17 protein-coding genes are annotated in these 18,357 nt (G+C 38.3%); 16 read left to right on the forward strand and 1 reads right to left on the reverse strand.

What is annotated here, in order from left to right; translation table 11 throughout:
• Positions 1-85: 85 nt before the first annotated feature.
• The 16 genes from CYP54_RS00455 (at position 86) to CYP54_RS00530 (ending at position 17,557) form a co-directional block, all read left to right on the forward strand.
• On the forward strand, positions 86-622 hold the full coding sequence (locus CYP54_RS00455; protein WP_002939542.1) for a 50S ribosomal protein L25/general stress protein Ctc: 537 nt from the start codon (positions 86-88) through the stop codon (positions 620-622).
• 11 nt (positions 623-633) lie between these two features.
• The gene (gene pth, locus CYP54_RS00460) at positions 634-1,182 is read left to right on the forward strand and encodes an aminoacyl-tRNA hydrolase (RefSeq protein ID WP_103603765.1); all 549 of its coding nucleotides are present in this window, start codon (positions 634-636) and stop codon (positions 1,180-1,182) included.
• Positions 1,179-2,243, forward strand: coding sequence for an LptF/LptG family permease (locus CYP54_RS00465; RefSeq protein ID WP_103603766.1), 1,065 nt, complete (start codon positions 1,179-1,181; stop codon positions 2,241-2,243). Before pth ends, CYP54_RS00465 begins: the two co-directional genes overlap by 4 nt.
• Before the next feature lie 55 nt (positions 2,244-2,298).
• A complete protein-coding gene (lysA, locus tag CYP54_RS00470) occupies positions 2,299-3,522 on the forward strand; it encodes a diaminopimelate decarboxylase (protein WP_103603767.1) in 1,224 nt (407 codons plus the stop codon).
• On the forward strand, positions 3,506-4,585 hold the full coding sequence (gene pheA, locus CYP54_RS00475; RefSeq protein WP_103603768.1) for a prephenate dehydratase: 1,080 nt from the start codon (positions 3,506-3,508) through the stop codon (positions 4,583-4,585). The genes lysA and pheA overlap by 17 nt, the downstream gene beginning before the upstream one ends.
• Positions 4,585-5,682: a histidinol-phosphate transaminase gene (gene hisC, locus CYP54_RS00480; RefSeq protein ID WP_103603769.1), complete on the forward strand. Its 1,098-nt coding sequence runs from the start codon at positions 4,585-4,587 to the stop codon at positions 5,680-5,682. The genes pheA and hisC overlap by 1 nt, the downstream gene beginning before the upstream one ends.
• Before the next feature lie 4 nt (positions 5,683-5,686).
• On the forward strand, positions 5,687-7,384 hold the full coding sequence (fliF, locus tag CYP54_RS00485; protein ID WP_103603770.1) for a flagellar basal-body MS-ring/collar protein FliF: 1,698 nt from the start codon (positions 5,687-5,689) through the stop codon (positions 7,382-7,384).
• The gene (fliG, locus tag CYP54_RS00490; protein WP_103603771.1) at positions 7,384-8,415 is read left to right on the forward strand and encodes a flagellar motor switch protein FliG; all 1,032 of its coding nucleotides are present in this window, start codon (positions 7,384-7,386) and stop codon (positions 8,413-8,415) included. The genes fliF and fliG overlap by 1 nt, the downstream gene beginning before the upstream one ends.
• The gene (fliH, locus tag CYP54_RS00495) at positions 8,412-9,275 is read left to right on the forward strand and encodes a flagellar assembly protein FliH (protein WP_103603772.1); all 864 of its coding nucleotides are present in this window, start codon (positions 8,412-8,414) and stop codon (positions 9,273-9,275) included. Before fliG ends, fliH begins: the two co-directional genes overlap by 4 nt.
• On the forward strand, positions 9,268-11,094 hold the full coding sequence (gene dxs / locus CYP54_RS00500; protein ID WP_103603773.1) for a 1-deoxy-D-xylulose-5-phosphate synthase: 1,827 nt from the start codon (positions 9,268-9,270) through the stop codon (positions 11,092-11,094). The genes fliH and dxs overlap by 8 nt, the downstream gene beginning before the upstream one ends.
• A 72-nt stretch (positions 11,095-11,166) precedes the next feature.
• Positions 11,167-11,577: a Fur family transcriptional regulator gene (locus tag CYP54_RS00505; RefSeq protein ID WP_054197019.1), complete on the forward strand. Its 411-nt coding sequence runs from the start codon at positions 11,167-11,169 to the stop codon at positions 11,575-11,577.
• A gap of 110 nt (positions 11,578-11,687) precedes the next feature.
• On the forward strand, positions 11,688-13,121 hold the full coding sequence (locus CYP54_RS00510; protein ID WP_258033565.1) for a CYTH and CHAD domain-containing protein: 1,434 nt from the start codon (positions 11,688-11,690) through the stop codon (positions 13,119-13,121).
• 12 nt (positions 13,122-13,133) lie between these two features.
• Complete coding sequence (gene ubiE, locus CYP54_RS00515) at positions 13,134-13,856, forward strand: bifunctional demethylmenaquinone methyltransferase/2-methoxy-6-polyprenyl-1,4-benzoquinol methylase UbiE (protein WP_103603774.1); 723 nt, start codon at positions 13,134-13,136, stop codon at positions 13,854-13,856.
• Positions 13,849-15,015, forward strand: coding sequence for an exodeoxyribonuclease VII large subunit (xseA, locus tag CYP54_RS00520; RefSeq protein WP_103603775.1), 1,167 nt, complete (start codon positions 13,849-13,851; stop codon positions 15,013-15,015). Before ubiE ends, xseA begins: the two co-directional genes overlap by 8 nt.
• A 2-nt stretch (positions 15,016-15,017) precedes the next feature.
• Entirely contained in the window at positions 15,018-16,097 is a 1,080-nt protein-coding gene (gene serC, locus CYP54_RS00525) for a phosphoserine transaminase (protein ID WP_103603776.1), read from the forward strand.
• Positions 16,097-17,557: a methyltransferase regulatory domain-containing protein gene (locus CYP54_RS00530; RefSeq protein ID WP_103603777.1), complete on the forward strand. Its 1,461-nt coding sequence runs from the start codon at positions 16,097-16,099 to the stop codon at positions 17,555-17,557. The genes serC and CYP54_RS00530 overlap by 1 nt, the downstream gene beginning before the upstream one ends.
• A 30-nt stretch (positions 17,558-17,587) precedes the next feature.
• On the opposite strand, the gene CYP54_RS00535 is transcribed toward CYP54_RS00530, so the two are convergent.
• A complete protein-coding gene (locus CYP54_RS00535) occupies positions 17,588-18,328 on the reverse strand; it encodes a sulfite exporter TauE/SafE family protein (RefSeq protein ID WP_103603778.1) in 741 nt (246 codons plus the stop codon).
• Between the last annotated feature and the right edge of the window lie 29 nt (positions 18,329-18,357).

Raw genomic sequence — 18,357 nt, forward strand, 5'->3', positions numbered from 1 at the left:
AAGTGATCATTCTTAAACAAGCTTTATTTGAAATTTATAAAGCATTGGATAAAATCAGCACCTATTTTTTTATGAAAGGAAAACGATGTTAGAGGGTATCGTTAGAGAGAGTATCGGTAAGAAGTCTGCGAAGGCTTTGAGAAGAGATGGTTATCTAATCGCCAACATTTATGGCAAGGGATTAGAGAATGTTGCAGCTGCTTTTAAAGTAAATGACTTTATTAAAGAAGCGCGCAAAAAAGAGAGCCTTGCTTTTGATGTAAAAGTAGGCGGAAAAGTTTATAATGTCGTTATTGTTGATTACCAAAGAGATGTTGTTACAAGCGATCTTAAACACGTAGATCTAAAAGTAGCACTTCCAGGCGTTTTATCAAAATATATGATCCCAGTTAAGCCAGTTGGAACACCTATTGGTCTTAAAAATAAGGGTGTTTTGATACAGTCAAAAAGACGTCTTTGTGTAAAATGCACAGCTGAAAATTTACCAAATTCATTTGATGTTGATGTAAGCAAACTTGACATTGATGATACGATCTTGGTTCGTGATATCACAGCTCCTAAAGGCGTTACTATTATTGACGCTGACCGTGTTGCGGTACTTGGAGTTATTAAAGCTAAATAAAAAGGGCTTTTGTGACACTAATAGTGGGGCTGGGGAATCCTGGTCCCAAATACGAAAACACTAGACACAACATAGGCTTTATTCTTATAGACCTCCTAAAAGACTCAAATTTTAAAGATGTTAGCTCAGCTAAATTTCAAGGCGAAGTTTTTAAATTTAACGACATTATCTTGCTAAAACCAACGACCTTTATGAACCTTTCAGGTCAAAGTGTTAAGGCGGTAAAAGACTTTTATAAGCCAGATAGGATCATTGTCATCCACGACGATCTTGATCTTAGTTTTGGCGCTGTTAAATTTAAAAAAGGCGGCAGTAGCGGTGGGCACAACGGCATAAAATCAATCGACGGACTAATCGGCAACGACTACGAAAGGGTGCGTGTTGGCATAGGGCATGAGGGCGATGCTAAAAATTTCGTCCTTGGCGAGTTTAGCGACGAGGAGAAAAAGGCTTTAGATGAAATTCTAGCCTATACAAAAAATGCAGTTTGCGAGCTATTAAAGAGCGATATCAATGAAATTTCACAAAAATTTACGGTAAAAAAAGGTCTTATCAAATGAAACTATATGCCAGATACGTTGGCTGGGTCTATATAAAATCTTTTCTTATCGTATTTTTAGCGCTTGAACTATTTTATGTTGGTATCGATCTACTTACAAATTTAAAAGATCTGCCGCCATCTGCAAACCTTCAGCTCCTTTATGTTGGGCTTACATCGCTTAGCGCTATTGGTTACGTTTTGCCACTTTCGCTCATTTTCGCACTCATTATTTTACATGTAAATATGGTCAGATCAAATGAGCTAATCAGTTTTTATGCGCTTGGCATTAGTAAAAATAGCTTAATTTTTCCACCATTTTTTATTGCACTTTTTATAACTATTTTTTATTTTGGCTTAAATTTTACTCCATTTGCCTATGCACACGACTATCAAAAAAGCATCGCTAAAAATACGGCTTTCTCAAAAAGCACAAATGATTCGTTTTTAAAATTTGAAGGCAAATTTATCTACATAAAAGAGCTAAATTCTGTTAATCAAATAGCAAATGATGTTAGAATTTTTGAGATAAATGGCACAAATTTACTCTCAACTACATTTGCAAATCACGCTAATTTTAAAGACAATGAGTGGATTTTAAAAGATGTTAATCAAACTCTTTTGCCGCAAATTTTAGAGCTTGGTGAGGCTGGTTTTAATAAAATACAAAGTGATAGCTTAGATGCATTAAAAGGCTTTAAGCCAAAGAGTATTGAAAGCGCTGTTAGCGTTGAAAACTCAAAATTTAATATCCCAGATGCGATAAATTTTATAAAGACATTTAAAGATGAAGGCATCGGCCTTGATAGCGCAAAAACAGCTTTTTACAACCTTGCTATCGCTCCATTTTTTGCACCATTTTTATTGCTCATTTTTTACTATCATTTGCCTGTAACTGGTAGATTTTTTAATCTTGCACTTTCGACTTTTATCTTTGTTGTGATAACCCTTGTCGTTTGGGGGCTGCTCTTTATTCTTGCAAAATTTGCACAAACTTCTGTGATCTTGCCAGAGATTGGTATAGTTTTGCCAGTCATTTTACTTTTTGTATACGCCATTTATCTCATAAAATCGCATCGTTAAGCCAAATTTTGGCAAGCTTTTTGTAAAATCAAGCCATTTTAATAAAGGCTATTTTATGGATTTTAAAGAGCTTGCAAATAGATACAAAACCCCACTTTATATTTATGATTTTAACCACATAAAAAACCGCTACGAAGCACTAAAGAATGCATTTTTTGCTAGAAAATCTCTCATTTGTTATGCGGTAAAAGCAAACTCAAATTTAAGTGTTTTAAAATTTCTAGCTGATCTTGGAGCTGGATTTGACTGTGTTAGCATTGGCGAAGTAAAAAGAGCGCTTTTAGCAGGCGCGAAGAGATATCAGATCATTTTTAGTGGTGTTGGCAAGAGCGATGATGAGCTAAAAGAGGCTTTAAAAAATGAAATTTTACTCATAAATGTTGAGAGTTTTGCTGAACTTTTAAGGCTTGAAGAGATCGCAAAAGATCTAGGCTTAAAGGCAAGAATTAGCATTAGGGTAAATCCAGGTGTCGATGCAAAAACTCACCCATATATCTCAACAGGACTAAATGAAAATAAATTTGGTGTTGATGCGGAAACAGCCAAAAAAATGTACATTCACGCTAAAAATTCTAACTCTCTTGAGCCAACTGGTATACATTTTCATATCGGCTCACAGCTGACATCACTTAGCCCGATAATCGATGCTGCAAATATCGTTAGCGAGCTTTTAAGAGAGCTAAGAGCGCTTGAGATTGATATTAAATTTTTTGACGTTGGCGGCGGACTTGGCATCATTTATAACGATGAAAAAGAGATAAATTTATATGACTACGCTCAAGGAATTTTAGCTGCACTAAAGGGTCAAGATGTGACTATCGTATGTGAGCCAGGGCGTTTTATCGTAGGTAATGCTGGCTATTTTGTCGCAAGCGTTTTATATGAGAAATTTAACGGCAAAAAGAGATTTGTCATCACTGATGGTGCGATGAATGATCTTATAAGGCCAAGCCTTTATGGTGCTCATCATGAAATTTTTGTTTATGGCAAAGATAAAAATTTAGGCCCATGCGATGTGGTTGGTCCAGTTTGTGAAAGCGGTGATTTTTTGGCTAAAGATATAGAGCTACCAGAGTGCGAGAGCGGCGATATCATCGTGGTAAAAGGTGCTGGAGCTTACGGTTTTAGCATGAGTTCAAACTACAACACAAGAAACAGAGCCGCTGAAGTTTGCGTGCTTGATGGCAAAGATAGACTTATAAGAAGACGTGAGAGCTTTGAAGATGTCGTGGCACTTGAGAGAGAATTTTTGGAGAGCGCTGATGCAAGAGCTAAATGAGCTTAGAAAAGAGATCGATGCGATCGATGATCTCATCTTAAATAAACTAAATGAAAGGATGATTTTAGTTGAGCAAATCGGTAAGCTAAAGCAAACTAGCGGAACGCCTATATATCGTCCTGAGCGTGAGCGAGCCATCATAAACCGACTAACTAGTCTTAGCAAAGACAAAGCTTTAAATAAAGCTGCTATTGAAGCCATTTATCTTGAAATTTTTGCTGTAAGTAGAAATTTAGAAATGCCTCAAAAGATCGTCTATTTAGGGCCTGAAGGCACTTACACGCATCAGGCGGCTCAGAGTAGATTTGGTGCGATGAGTTCATATTTGCCACTTGCGACCATCGAGGCGGTTTTTACAAAGCTAGCTCAAAAAGAGGCGAAATATGGCGTTGTGCCTATTGAAAATAATACCGAAGGCGCTGTTGGCGCTACGCTTGATTGTTTGAGTAAATTTAGTGATATAAAAATAGTTGCTGAGCTTTATGTGGATATCCATCACAGCTTTGTTAGCATAAATGAAAATTTAAAAGAGATAAAGCGAATTTATTCACATCCGCAAGGGTATAATCAATGCCGTAAATTTTTAGAAGATCATATGCTAAACGAAATTGAATTTGTTCCAGCAAAATCAACCGCAGCAGCTGCATATATGGCATCAATGGATAGAAACTCAGCTGCCATTTGCTCAAAGATCGCAGCAAAAATTTATAACGTACCGATCGTTTATGAGACGATTGAAGACAATATGGCAAATAGAACGAGATTTCTCATTCTTAGCGATTTTAAAAACGCAAGAATTGAAAACTCGAAAACTTCGATCCTTGCAAAGACTGATCACAGCCCAGGACGCCTTGCTGATCTGCTTTCTATCTTTAAAAATGAAAATATCAATATCACAAAACTTGAGTCACGCCCTATTAAGCAACGCGAGTTTAAATCGATGTTTTATCTTGATTTTGAAGGGCATATCGACGATGAGAAGGTGCAAAACGCCTTTGAACTCGCAAAAGAGAGCGGTGCTGAGATAAGCTGGTTAGGAAGTTATTTAAACGGAGAAGAGTAATGAAGTTTAATGATTTTTTAGATGATTTAGTTAATTACGAGGCTGGAAAGCCGATCGAGCTTGTAGTTAGAGAGTTTGGCATCGAGGCAAAAGATGTGATAAAGCTAGCTAGCAACGAAAATCCTTTTGGCACTAGCAAACGTGTAGAAGAGGCGCTAAAAGAGGTTGCTAAAAAAGCGCATCTCTATCCAGACGATAGCTACTTTGAGCTAAAAGAAGGGCTGGCTAAGAAATTTGGCGTAACTAGCAAAAATTTAATCATCGGCTCTGGAAGTGATCAGATCATAGAATACGCACTTCACGCAAAGGCAAATAAGCAAAGTGGCGTTTTGATGGCCGGCGTGACATTTGCGATGTATGAAATTTATGCAAAGCAAACTGGAGCTAAAATTTATCGCACAAAGAGCGTGGAACATGATCTAAAAGATTTTTTAGAAATTTATAATGCGCATAAAGATGAAATTTCTGTCATCTTTCTTTGCTTGCCAAACAATCCTTTGGGCGAGTGTTTGGACGCAGATGAGGTCTTTAAATTTATAAAAAGCGTTGATGAAAACACGCTTGTTGTGCTTGATTGTGCTTACAACGAATTTGCTAAATTTAAAGATAGCAAAAAAGAGATAAAGCCAAGCGAGGTGGTGAAATTTAAAAATGCCATCTATCTTGGCACTTTCTCAAAGGCCTACGCACTTGGCGGCATGCGCGTGGGATACGGCGTGGCAAATGAAGAGATCATAGGCGCTCTTTCAAAGCTAAGAGCTCCGTTTAACATCACAACTCCAAGCCTAAGAGCAGCGATAGTAGCGCTTGGAGATGATGAATTTGTGCAAAAAACTATGCAAAATAACTTTGAGCAAATGAAGAGATATGAGGAGTTTGCAAAGCAAAATGGCATCGAATTTATCCCAAGCTACACAAATTTCATAACTTTTAAATTTAACGAGCCAAAATCAAGCCAGATATGCGAAAAGATGCTAAAAAAAGGTATAATTTTACGAGATTTAAAAAGCTACGCCTTAAATGCGGTGAGAATCACCATCGGTCAGGCATGGCAAAACGATAGAGTTTTTGAAGAGTTAGAGCAAATTTTAAAGTAGGGATATGGATTTTAAGGCATTACTTCATCAAATAAGTCAAATTTATCAAAAGCTTTCATTGAAGCAAAAAATCGTTGCAGCTAGCTCGATCGTCTTGGTCGTGGCATTTTTGGTCTTTCTGACACTTTATAAAAATAAAAGCGAAAATTTTGCAGGCTACAGCGTCCTTTTTGAAAATATTAGCCCAAACGATTCAGCCTTAATACTTGATCAGTTAAACAAAGATGGCATTAAATATAAATTAGCAAACGAAGGCACTATTCTTGTGCCAACGAGCGATGTCTATAAAGAGCGTATCGCTGTTGCAACGCTTGGAATACCAAAAGAGAGCAAAATCGGCTTTGAAATTTTTGATAAGCAGGAATTTGGTGCGACTGATGCCGAGCAGAGAGTAAAATTTCAAAGAGCGCTTGAGGGCGAGCTAGCTAGAACGATCGAGAGTCTTTCTTCTATCCAAAAAGCGACTGTTCGTATCGCTATCCCTAAAGAGAGCGTTTTTACTGAAAGACAAGCGCTTCCAACCGCTTCTATCGTTGTTGAGCTAAAGCCAGGCGTTAGTCTAAACGCAAAGCAAATTTTTGGTATTAAAAACCTTGTCGCTGCCTCTGTTACAAACTTGAGCACAGAAAATGTAAAGATCGTCAATCAAGACGGAGTCGCACTTGGCGATGAAGACGGTGAGTTTGATAGTGATGCTATAGCTCAGCAGATACGCTATAAACGTGAGTTTGAAAATAATTACGAGCAAAAGATCGTAAATGTACTAGCTCCTATCGTGGGCGGTGCGGACAAGGTCGTAGCAAAGGTAAATATCGACTTTGACTTCGACAAAAAAGATACAAAAAGTGAAGTTTATGACCCAAATAACGTCGTAAGAAGCGAGAGCAATATCGAAGAAAAACGCCAAGGCTCAGCTCCAAATGAAGTAGGTGGCGTCCCAGGTGCAGTTAGCAACATTGGCCCTGTTCAAGGCCTTGATGACAGCACTTTAAAAGAGCAGTACAACAAAAGCTCGCAGCAGACAAACTATGAAATTTCAAAGAAAGTAACAAGCATCAAAGGGCAGTTTGCTAGTATAAACAGAGTAAGTGCAGCTGTCGTTATAGACGGACTTTATCAGAGTAAAAAAGATAGCGACGGCAAGCCAACTGGCGAGCTTGAATTTGCCCCACTTACCAAAGAGCAAAGAGAATCAATCACAAATTTAATCAAACAATCAATCGGCTATAACCAAAATAGAGGCGATGAAGTAAGCTTAGATAACTTTGAGTTTAAAACTGGCAAAGATATAAGCACTAGCGAGAAGATGGATGGCTTTGTGAATAACTATGTAGTGCCATTTATGCCGCTGTTAAAATATATTTTTGCAGCATTGTTGCTTTATATTTTCTACAAAAAAGTCATTGTGCCATTTATGCAAAAGATGCTTGAAGAGACAAAAGAAGAAGAGGAGCAAGTTCAAGATGGTCTTGAAGATATTGAGGTAGATGCCGAAGATACGCTTGAGAAATTTAAAGCTGCTCGCAAAAAGGTCGAAGAGCAACTAGGACTTAGTGGCGAGTTTAATGAAGATGAACTAAAATACGATGTTTTACTTGAGAAAATGAGAGCGGTCATCACAGAAAGAAATGAAGAGATAGCAATGCTACTTCAAGATATGGTAAAAAATGACAGCGACTTTAATATGCATAAGGAAATTTGATGTCAATAAAGCTAAATGACAAGCAAAAAATGATTTATGATGATCTATCGATGCCTGAAAAGATTGCTATTTTGCTGATTCAGCTTGGCGAAGAGGCAACTGCTCTTATATTTTCTCACATGGATGTTGATGTCATCACTGAAATTTCAGGCTATATCGCAACCGCAAAAAACATAGACAAACAAGTCGCAAGTGCCGTACTAGAAGAATTTTACGCATTAATGCAGTCAAATCAATATATGAGAAGTGGCGGTTTAGAGTACGCAAAAGAAATTTTGTACCGCACATTTGGTCCAGAGGCTGCTCAGAAAATTTTAGATAAGCTTGCAAAAAGCATGGAAAACTCAAAAAGCTTTGGCTATCTTGATAAGATAAAACCACAACAGCTTGCAGACTTTATCATAAAAGAGCACCCTCAAACCATCGCACTAATACTAGCTCACATGGACTCAACGAGCGCTGCTGAAACGCTTAGTTTTTTCTCAGATGAGTTAAGAAGCGAAGTTGTTATTAGAATGGCAAATCTTGGTGATATTAGCCCATCGGTAATTAAGCGTGTTTCAACCGTACTTGAGGGCAAGCTTGAAAGTCTTACATCATACAAAGTCGAAGTTGGCGGTCCAAGAGCCGTGGCAGAAGTGCTTAATAGACTTGGGCAAAAAGCTAGTAAAAGCACGATCGAGCGTATTGAGCAAAGTGATGATAAGCTTGCAACAACGATTAAAGAGCTTATGTTTACCTTTGAAGATATTATCAACCTTAACGCAACTGCGATTAGAGAAATTCTTAAAAATGTCGATAAAAAAGACCTTATGATCGCGTTTAAGGGCTCAAGCGATGGCATCAAGGATAAATTTTTATCAAATATGTCTCAGCGTGCAGCAGAAGCCTTTAAAGAGGAGATGCAATATCTTGGTGCGGTGCGTGTAAAAGATGTTGAAGAGGCTCAAAGACGCATAGTAGAGACAGTGCAAACTCTAGCTGATCAAGGTGTGTTCCAAGTTGGCGAAGCAGATGAGATGATAGAATGAAAAGCAGTGTAATAACTAGTGAGACTTCTCCAGCTCACTTTATAGAAAATTACAGATTTAAGGTGCTTGGAGTTGGAGAGCGAGCCGCAGATAGTGCTCCTGTATTGATAGAAGAAAATAATCTTAGTGAAGAGCTAAGCGAGCAAAATTTTGGGCAAAAGGGTGAAAATTTTGTTCCTCAAGCTAGCCACCAAACACAAGCAAGCCCACAAAACCACTTTGCTTCTCAGGCTCAAAGTCCACAAATGCAGCAAACAGGCGAGTCAAGCTTTGTCGAAGAATTGCTTAAAAAAACAGATGAACTAAGCAGCAACATCATCAAACTTCAAATGCAAATAGAAAATCAAGAGAGCGAATTTGCTAAACGCCTTGAGTCTGAAATTTCTCGTGCAAAAGAGGATGGCAAAAATGAGGGTATCGCCCAGGCAAATGCGGCAAATGAAGCGAAGATAAATGAGCTTGAGGCTAGATTTAGCGCTTCAGCTGCAAAGCTAGATGAGCAGTATGTTAAATTTGATGAGTTTTTAAATAAGATCGAAGAAGAGCTCGGGCAAACTGCTATAAAAATCGCAAAAGAAGTAATCGATAAAGAAATTTCAACCTCTTCAAATCAGATCGCTCATCATTTAGCAAGCTCGCTTATAAAAGAGCTAAGTAATGTTAAAAATATAGAAATTCGCGTAAATCCCGAAGATAGCGAATATATAAAAGAGCAATTTAGCAAGAATGAACACGTCAAAATAAGCGCTGATGATGCTATAAGCAAAGGCGGCGTGGTTATTATAAGCGATGGTGGCAATATCGATGCGACTATGCAAACAAGGCTAGAAAAGCTAAAAATGTTGGTAAATAATGAATAAAGACATAAAAAGCTTAAGTGTCGATGAGCTAAACATACTTTGCCACGACATCAGAGATAAAATTTTAGCTACCGTCAGTAAAAACGGCGGACATCTTAGCTCAAATATCGGTGCGGTTGAGATCATCGTTGCGATGCATAAAATTTTTGACGTCACAAAAGATCCATTTATCTTTGACGTGAGCCACCAAAGCTATGCGCATAAGCTACTAACTGGACGCTGGGATAGTTTTGATACTCTTAGGAAATTTAATGGTATTAGCGGCTATACAAAGCCAAGCGAGAGTAAATTTGACTACTTTGTAGCAGGGCATAGCTCGACATCTATATCTCTAGCAGTTGGTGCTGCAAAGGCAATAAAACTTAAAAATGAAGATCGCTTGCCAGTGGCTGTCATAGGCGATGGCTCACTAAGTGGCGGAATGGCGTACGAGGCGCTAAATGAGCTGGGGGACAGAAAATATCCTTGCGTCATCATCCTAAACGACAACGAGATGAGCATAAGCAAGCCAATAGGCGCACTTAGCAAGTATCTAAGCCAGATGATGGCAGGGCAGTTTTATCAAAAATTTAAGGGCAGGGTTGAGAAATTTCTAAGCTATATGCCAGATTCAGCTGCATACATGGCTAGACGTATCGAAGAGGGCATTAGACTCATCACTCCTGGCATGTTTTTCGAAGAGCTTGGACTTGAGTATATAGGCCCAGTTGATGGACATGACCTTTCAGCGCTTCTTAGTACATTTGAAACTGCCAAAAATATGAAAAAACCAGTCATAGTGCATGTACAGACGCTAAAGGGCAAAGGATATGAATTTGCTGAGGGGTGCTATGAAAATTGGCACGGAGTTGGGCCATTTGATCTAAAAAGTGGCGAATTTATCAAAAGACAGTCAAATAAATCAGCCACTGCGATCTTTAGCGAACAGCTTTTAAAGATGGCAAGAGAGCATAGCGATATCGTTGGTGTTACGGCCGCGATGCCAACAGGCACTGGTATGGACGTCTTGATACAAGAATTTCCAGATCGTTTTTGGGACGTGGCGATAGCTGAGCAGCACGCAGTTACCTCTATGTCAGCCATGGCGAAAGAGGGCTTTAAGCCATTTGTCGCGATATACTCGACCTTTATGCAAAGAGCCTATGATCAGGTCATTCACGATGCTTCTATTTTAAATTTAAACATCACCTTTGCGATGGATAGGGCTGGTATTGTGGGCGAGGATGGCGAAACGCATCAGGGTGCCTTTGACATTAGCTTTTTAAACGCTGTGCCAAATATGGTTCTTTTTGCCCCAAGATGCGAAGAGAGCATGAAAAATGTTATGGAATTTGCCTACTCATACAAGGGTGTTAGCGCGTTTAGATATCCGCGTGGGGCGTTTATCTTAAGAGATGAATTTAAAGCTCAGCCACTTGAGTTTGGCAAGGGTGAAATTTTAGCTGATGCAAATAGTGATATTGTATTTTTAGGCTATGGCAACAGCGTTGGCAAGGCAAATTTGGTTAGAAATTTACTTGCTGGCAAGCTTGATGTGATATTGGTTGATCTCGTCTTTGCAAAGCCGCTTGATAGTGAGCTTTTATTAGGTCTTACAAAACGCACTAAAAAATGGTACATCTTTAGCGATAGTGCCAAAAAAGGCGGTATTGGTGAGATAGTAAGTGCATTTTTACAAGAAAATAAAATCTCAAATATAAGCGTCATTAGCTTTGAGTATGAAGATAAATTTATCCCCCATGGTTCAACTGCTGAGGTCGAAAAGCATCTTGGTATAAGTGCCGAGCAGATCACTAAAAATTTACTAGAGAATAATTAATATCATTTAATAAAGTAATGTTTAATATTATTTTTGCTAGCATAAGCCAAAATAAAAACAAGGAAAAGCATTATGCAATACGTATCATTATTAAAGCAATCTGGGCTAAAAGTCACGCCACAACGCCTTAGCGTTTTAAGAATTCTTGATCGCCACACGCACCCAACGATTGATGAGCTTTATGATGAAATTTTAAAAGAGAGTCCATCTGTTTCTCTAGCAACTGTTTATAAAAATTTAAATACTTTAAAAGACGAAGGTCTCGTAGTTGAAGTAAATATTGTCAATCAAAAAGCTAGATATGACATCTACGAATATCCACATATCCATGTTGTCTGTGAAAGCTGTGGAAGCGTCGAGGACGTGAGCTACGATGATGCTGAGCTTGGAAAATACCAAGAAGCACTAGAAAAGAAGATCGGAAATATAATAGAGCGTCTAAATATCGTAGCTAGCGTAAAAAGCTGTAAACACTGTAAATAAAATTTATGTTGCTATTTAGCAGCATAAATTCCATCTTTTCTTGTAAAAATACTTTTAAAATAAGCCTAAATTTAGCATTTTCTCATTGTTTTAAGCACTAACTTGCTAAAATGAACAAAAAAATTTTGGAGAAAAATGTGAGTTTGGAGATAGAGCGTAAATTTTTACTCAAAAATTCTCAAATTCTAGATTTTTTAAAAGAAGCTGGAGTAGTCTTTAAGCATCTTGAAATTTCTCAGTTTTATACCAAGATAACGCAAAATGAAGAGATCCGCTTCCGGAGTGAAGAGGATAAATTTATAAAAACTGTAAAGATTGGCAAAGGTCTAATCAGAGAAGAAAATGAAAAATTTTGCGAAAAAGTGGAGTTTAAAAAGGCTCTTAAAAGCCGCATCGGTAGCGTCATCTTAAAAGATAGATACACTTTTAAACTAAATAACAATCCTTGCAATATTGATATTTTTAAAAATGAACTAAACGGGCTTTGTACATTTGAAATCGAATTTAGCGATGAAAATGAAGCTGTCTTTTTCAAGCTACCGCCGTTTTTAGAAAATTTTTGCCTAAGTGACGTAACTTGCGATAAAAGATATAAAAACAAATTTCTTGCCATCCATGCTAATGAAAATGAACAAATTGACTACAAAAAAGCCTATAAAATCATAAAAGAAAAAGAAATTCTGCCAAATTTTGCTGCAAATCTAAAAAGCGGAGAGGCGCTAAGAGTCCTTTTTGTTAGTATTTTTAAAGTAATAAAAAGGCTAAAAAGCCAGTATTTGATAGACAAAGATGAAGAAGTTTTGCATGAGCTTCGCGTAAATTTAAGAAAGGTTAGATCGATCCTTAAAATTTTTAGTGGCGTTTTTGATGAGAAAGTGACACTTTTTTTTGGTGAGAATTTTAAAATGCTTGCAAACTCGACAAATAAAAAGCGAGATTTGGATGTATTTTTAAGCTTTTTAAACGAGCAAAAACATGCAAATGAGCCTATATATTTTGTGAAAAAGGCTCTAGATTTAGAGTATGAAAATGTAAAAAGCTACCTTGGTGACGAAGAAAACTACGCATTTTTAAAAGAGTGGGAGATATTTTTAAATGAGGGTGAATTTTATAAGTCAAAACTCTTTGATGTAAGCCTTTCGCGCCTTGGTTCGTTTAAGCTTAGAACGCTTTTGGTTTTAGCTCAAAAAAAGCTAAAAAGCCTTAATCAAGACTGCCCAAATGAGAGCTTTCATGATCTTAGGATAGAGCTTAAAAAGATGAGATACATATATGAGTTTTTGTGTGAAATTTTCTATTTTGAAGGGCTTAAAAAGTATGAAGAGAAGCTAAAACAGATGCAAGAAATTTTTGGCAATCTTCAAGACTATGACGTCTGGCTCGGTATCCTTAAAAGGCTTCCAGAAATGCCAGATAAAGAGAGGCTCGAGAGTAAAATTTACAAGCAAATTTATAAAAGTAGAGAAGAGATACTAAAAAAACGTCTTAAATTTATAAAAGCAACTCGCAAAATTTCAAGAAATTTAAAAATTTACTACATATAAAAGGGCAAATTTATGCAAAAACAAGAAAAAATCGTTGATATGTTTAACCAGATCGCTCCGACTTATGACGTCGCAAACAGAGTGCTAAGTCTTGGTGTGGATGTGAGCTGGAGGAAATTTGCTTGCAGATATATGCTAGAAATTTTTAAAAACAAAAGCATAAATATTGTAGATGTGGCTTGTGGCACTGGCGATATGATGGGGCTTTGGAGTGAAATTTCAAAAGAATTTGGCGTTGAGATAAAAAGCCTTACTGGCATCGATCCCTCAAGTGGCATGCTAAAAGAGGCGAGAGCGAAATTTCCAAATTTTAAATTTATAGAGGCCTACGCTGATAATACAACGCTTGCAAGCGGGGAGGCTCAAATTTTAAGCATAAGCTACGGCATTAGAAATGTGGTCGAGCGAAAGGCTGCGCTTAGGGAGTTTAACAGAGTGCTTGCTCTAAATGGCTATGTAGTCGTACTTGAATTTACAAAACGCCAGAAAAAAGGCCTTATAACCTCGCTAAGAGATTTTTACTTAAGTAAAATTTTGCCAAAAATTGGTGGCTTTATCTCAAAAAACAAAGAGGCATACGAGTATCTGCCAAGCTCTATAGAAAATTTCCTCGATGCAAATAGCTTTTGCGATGAGCTTGTGGAGGCTGGCTTTGAGATAGAGCTTTGCAAGGGCTTTAGCATGGATATCTCGACACTATTTATTGCTAAAAAGGTAAGAGAAATCAATGCTTAGTGTTTCTGAGCTAAACGAAAAAGCAAAGGCACTGCTTGAAGCCACACTTGACTATGTCGAGGTAAGTGGCGAAATTTCGCGCCTTACTAAGCATGCCTCTGGGCACTGGTACTTCACGCTAAAGGACGAAAAGTCAAGCATCTCAGCTGTGATGTATCGCATGAATAACCAAAAGGTGAAATTCCTGCCAAAAGATGGGTTAAAAGTAAAAATTTATGGCAAAGTGACTATTTACTCGCCAAGCGGGTCGTATCAGCTAGTGGCTAGTACGATGCTGCCTGATGGCGAGGGCGAGCTTGAGCTTGCGTTTAAGCAGCTTAAAGAAAAGCTCGAAAATGAGGGACTTTTTGATATAAGCGCAAAAAAAGAGATACCAAATTTACCTAAGAAAATAGCCCTTGTCACAAGTGCTACTTCGGCAGCGCTTCAGGATATGTTAAAGGTCGTGACGAGTCGTTGGAAATTAAGCGAAATTTATATATTTGACGCTTTAACTCAAGGTGAAAATGCTCCAAGCTCGCTTATAAAAGCTTTAAAAAGAGCCGATAAATACGGCGTTGATGTGATCGTTTTGGCTCGCGGAGGTGGTAGTAAAGAGGATCTTTGGTGCTTTAACGACGAGGGCTTAGCTCGTGAAATTTACGCTACAAAGACGCCAGTCATAAGCGCTATCGGACACGAGATCGACTACGTTATAAGCGACTTTGTAGCAGACCGCAGATCGCTTACGCCAAGTGCAGCTATGCTTGATCTGCTGCCTGATGAAGAGGCATTTTTTCAGTATCTTGACAGGCTCAGCGACGATCTTGATAGCGCTTTAAATTTAAAGATCACAAAGAAGCAAAATTTGCTAAATGTTCTTCTTTCTAAATTTTCATCAAATGCCCTAAAAGCTAGGATCGAGCTAAAATTTAGCGAGATGACAAACAAGCAAAATGCCCTAACAAACGCCGTGCAAAGAAAAATTTTAGTCCTTGGCTCAGCATTTAACTCACTAGAGAAGGCTTATGAGATGAGGGAGCTCTTTTTTGAGAGTACAAAAAGGCTTATCGAGGTTAGAAAAGACGGCAAGAGAGTTGATCTTAGGGATTTAAAAATAGACGATGAGATCGAGCTTATCTCGCAAAATACACATAAAAAAGCAATTATCAAGGAGTAAAAATGAGTAGAAAAATCAACTTTAGCGCAGGCCCAAGCGCGATACCACTAAGCGTTTTAGAGCATGCAAAGGCCGAATTTACCGACTACAGAGGCGAGGGCTACTCGATCATGGAGATCAGCCACAGAAGTAAAACCTTTGAGGAGATCCACTTTGGCGCGATGGAGAAGATAAGAAAGCTCTATAATATCGGCAATGAGTATGAAATTTTATTTCTTCAAGGCGGCGCGCACTTGCAATTTAGCATGATACCAATGAATTTATATCAAGGTGGCAAGGCCCAGTACGCAAACACTGGCGTTTGGACAAACAAAGCCATCAAAGAGGCAAAAGTACTTGGCGTAAATGTGGATGTCGTAGCAAGCAGTGAGGATGAAAATTTCTCTTACATACCTGAGTTTAAATTTAGTGACGATGCTGACTACGCCTACATCTGCTCAAATAATACGATTTACGGCACACAGTATAAGGCTATGCCAAAGACCAAATCACCCCTAGTTGTTGATGCTTCGAGCGATTTTTTCGCTAGACCGCTTGATTTTGGTAGTATCGGTTTGCTTTACGGCGGCGCTCAGAAAAATGCAGGTCCAAGTGGCGTGACCATCGTTATTATAAGAAAAGATCTAGTTGATCGCGTGAGCAGCCAAAATGTCCCTATGTTTTTGCGATACAAAACGCACGTAGAGGCAAACTCACTTTACAACACGCCGCCAACTTTTGGAATTTATCTTTTAAATTTAACCATGCAGCACCTACTAGATCTTGGCGGACTTGTAGAGGTTGAGAAGATAAATGCCAAAAAAGCAAGCACGCTTTATGACATTATCGATAGCTCAAATGGCTTTTACGTAGGTCACTCTAAAAAATCAAGCAGGTCAGATATGAATGTGAGCTTTACGATACCAAAAGATCATGCGCTTGAGCCAGTTTTCGTCGAGGAGGCGCTGAAAGAGGGCATGATAGGGCTAAAAGGTCATAGACATCTTGGCGGCATAAGAGCTTCTATCTATAACGCCGTTAGCCAAAGCGACGTTGAAAAACTTGGTGAGTTTATGAGAGAATTTGAAAGAAAACATAGCTGATGAATAAAACAAAGAAAGCTTACGATGAAATTCCTTATTTCTCGGCCGCATTTAGCGACTGTTCGCCAGTTAGGATAGAAGCGGTTGCTAAATTTCTGGGGCTTAAAGCAGCTAGCTTAAAAGAGGCTAGAGTGCTTGAGCTTGGCTCATCATATGGCGGTAACATCTTGCCATTTGCCATTTCACATAAAAATGCAAAAGTCGTTGGTATCGACATCTCAAGCCATCAAGTGACTGAAGGTAACAATGTGGCAAAGCAGATAGGTTTAGAAAATTTTACTCTGCTTGAGAGAAATTTTTTGCACATGAACGAAAGCGATATAAAAGAGCTTGGGAAATTTGACTATATTATCGCTCATGGTGTTTATAGCTGGGTGAGCCCAAATGTAAGAGATGCACTGCTTGCCACGATTAAAGCACTACTTAGCGAGGATGGTATCGCTTATGTTTCGTATAATACCTATCCTGGCTGGAAGAGCCTTGATATTTTAAGAGATTTTATGCTTTTTGTAAGCTCAGGTAATGACAGCAAAGAAGCACTTGCTCACGTAAAAAGTGAGTTAAATTTCTTACAGGATTATTTGAAATTTAGCCTGCAAAGTCAAAGCGATGTCGTATACAAAGATAGTATGAAGCTTCTTTTAACGCAGCTAAATTTCTTACAAAGCATCATCGCAAAGGGCAATGATTATTATATATTGCATGATTTTTTGGAGGCTAGCAATGAGCCAACTTACTTTCATAACTTTGCTAAACATATCGACAAACACGGACTTTGCTACGTCATAGACGCTTCGCTAAATGATATCTTTGCAAGCTCGACTGGAATTTACCGCTTTGACGCACATATCGAGCAAAATTACAACTCTCGCATCAAAAAAGAGCAACTAAACGATTTTTTATTTAATAGATCATTTAGAAAAAGCCTCATCGCTCACAAGGAGAGGCTTGGCGGTGCTGAGGACTTTGACGCGGTGCTTGGAGAGAGCGAGCTTGATAGGATTTATTTTGCATATTTTAGCGAGCAGCCAAGAACAAAAACGCAAGAAATTTTAAGCAAAAGCTATCCACAAAGCTTAAATTTAAGCGAAGTAAAAACGGCACTTGGCGAGAATGCAAACGAAGCTTTTGTGGGACTACTTGAAATTTTAAATGATCAAAACACTAAAATTTCTTCTTCAAAACTCAAAGCACTTATCTATGAGCCTAGCAAAACTAAACTAAAGCCTAGAGCTGCTGCGTATCTTGAGTATTTTTTAAATGCTAGCTCACTAGTTATCTCTTTGGCAAATGAGCTAAATGGCAAGTTAAATTTAAGCCATGAAGAGATCAAGGCCGCTTTAAAATTTGATGGCAAAGCTAGTTTAGGAGATATCGCAAAGAGCGTAAATTTAAGTAAAGACGAACTAGGTAAGCTTGCTTTTAAATTAAGTGAAGCCTACTTTTTTGAAGAAATTTAAAAAAAGAGCGTGGCAAATTTAGCCATGCTCTTACTCAAAAAACATATCTTTTAAGATCAAGATGATCATCAATATATAAAATAGTAAAAACCATTTTTTAAGTGTTTTTTTGTCGGTATTTTGCGTCTTTTTGGTGCCAAAGTATGCGCCTATTAGCGAGCCAAGGCCTAAAAATGTGCCCTCAAGATATGAGATGTGACCATTTAGCGAGAGCGAGATGAAGCCAGCGATGGCTGCAAACATAACGAAAAATACGCCCATTGAGACCGCTTTTTTCAGTTCGTAATGTAAAAAGCCTACCAAGATAGGCGCTATAAAGACGCCTCCGCCGATGCCAATACTAATGGCAAAAACACCAACAAAAACACCAACTAAAAATAGCAAAAAGACCGAGTTGTTGGCATTTGAGCCGTCGCTGTTTGGCGAAAAGTATAGCTTTATAAGTGAAAAGATAAAGGTCGCTAGAAGCATAGACTCAAGTAAGAGTGCTGGTGCGTGAGAGACGATGATACCGCTAAAGCTTGCCCCCACAAGACCGCCAAGCCCCAAAAATACGCCACGGTTTAATTTTAAAAACCCAGCTTTATAGTTTAGGTATGAGCCAAAAGTCGCACTAAATATCATCTGCATGACGCTTATACCGATGGCTGTTTTCACATCGTATCCAAAAGCGACCATGATAGGAACGACGACCGTACCACCGCCTATGCCAAAAAATCCAGCTATATAACCAACGCCGATTCCAATTATAAAAAGCTCAACAAAAAGCATGATTCTCCCTCACAATGTGCAAATTTTAG

This window comes from Campylobacter concisus, from assembly GCF_002914005.1.
Taxonomy (GTDB): Bacteria; Campylobacterota; Campylobacteria; order Campylobacterales; family Campylobacteraceae; genus Campylobacter_A; species Campylobacter_A concisus_N.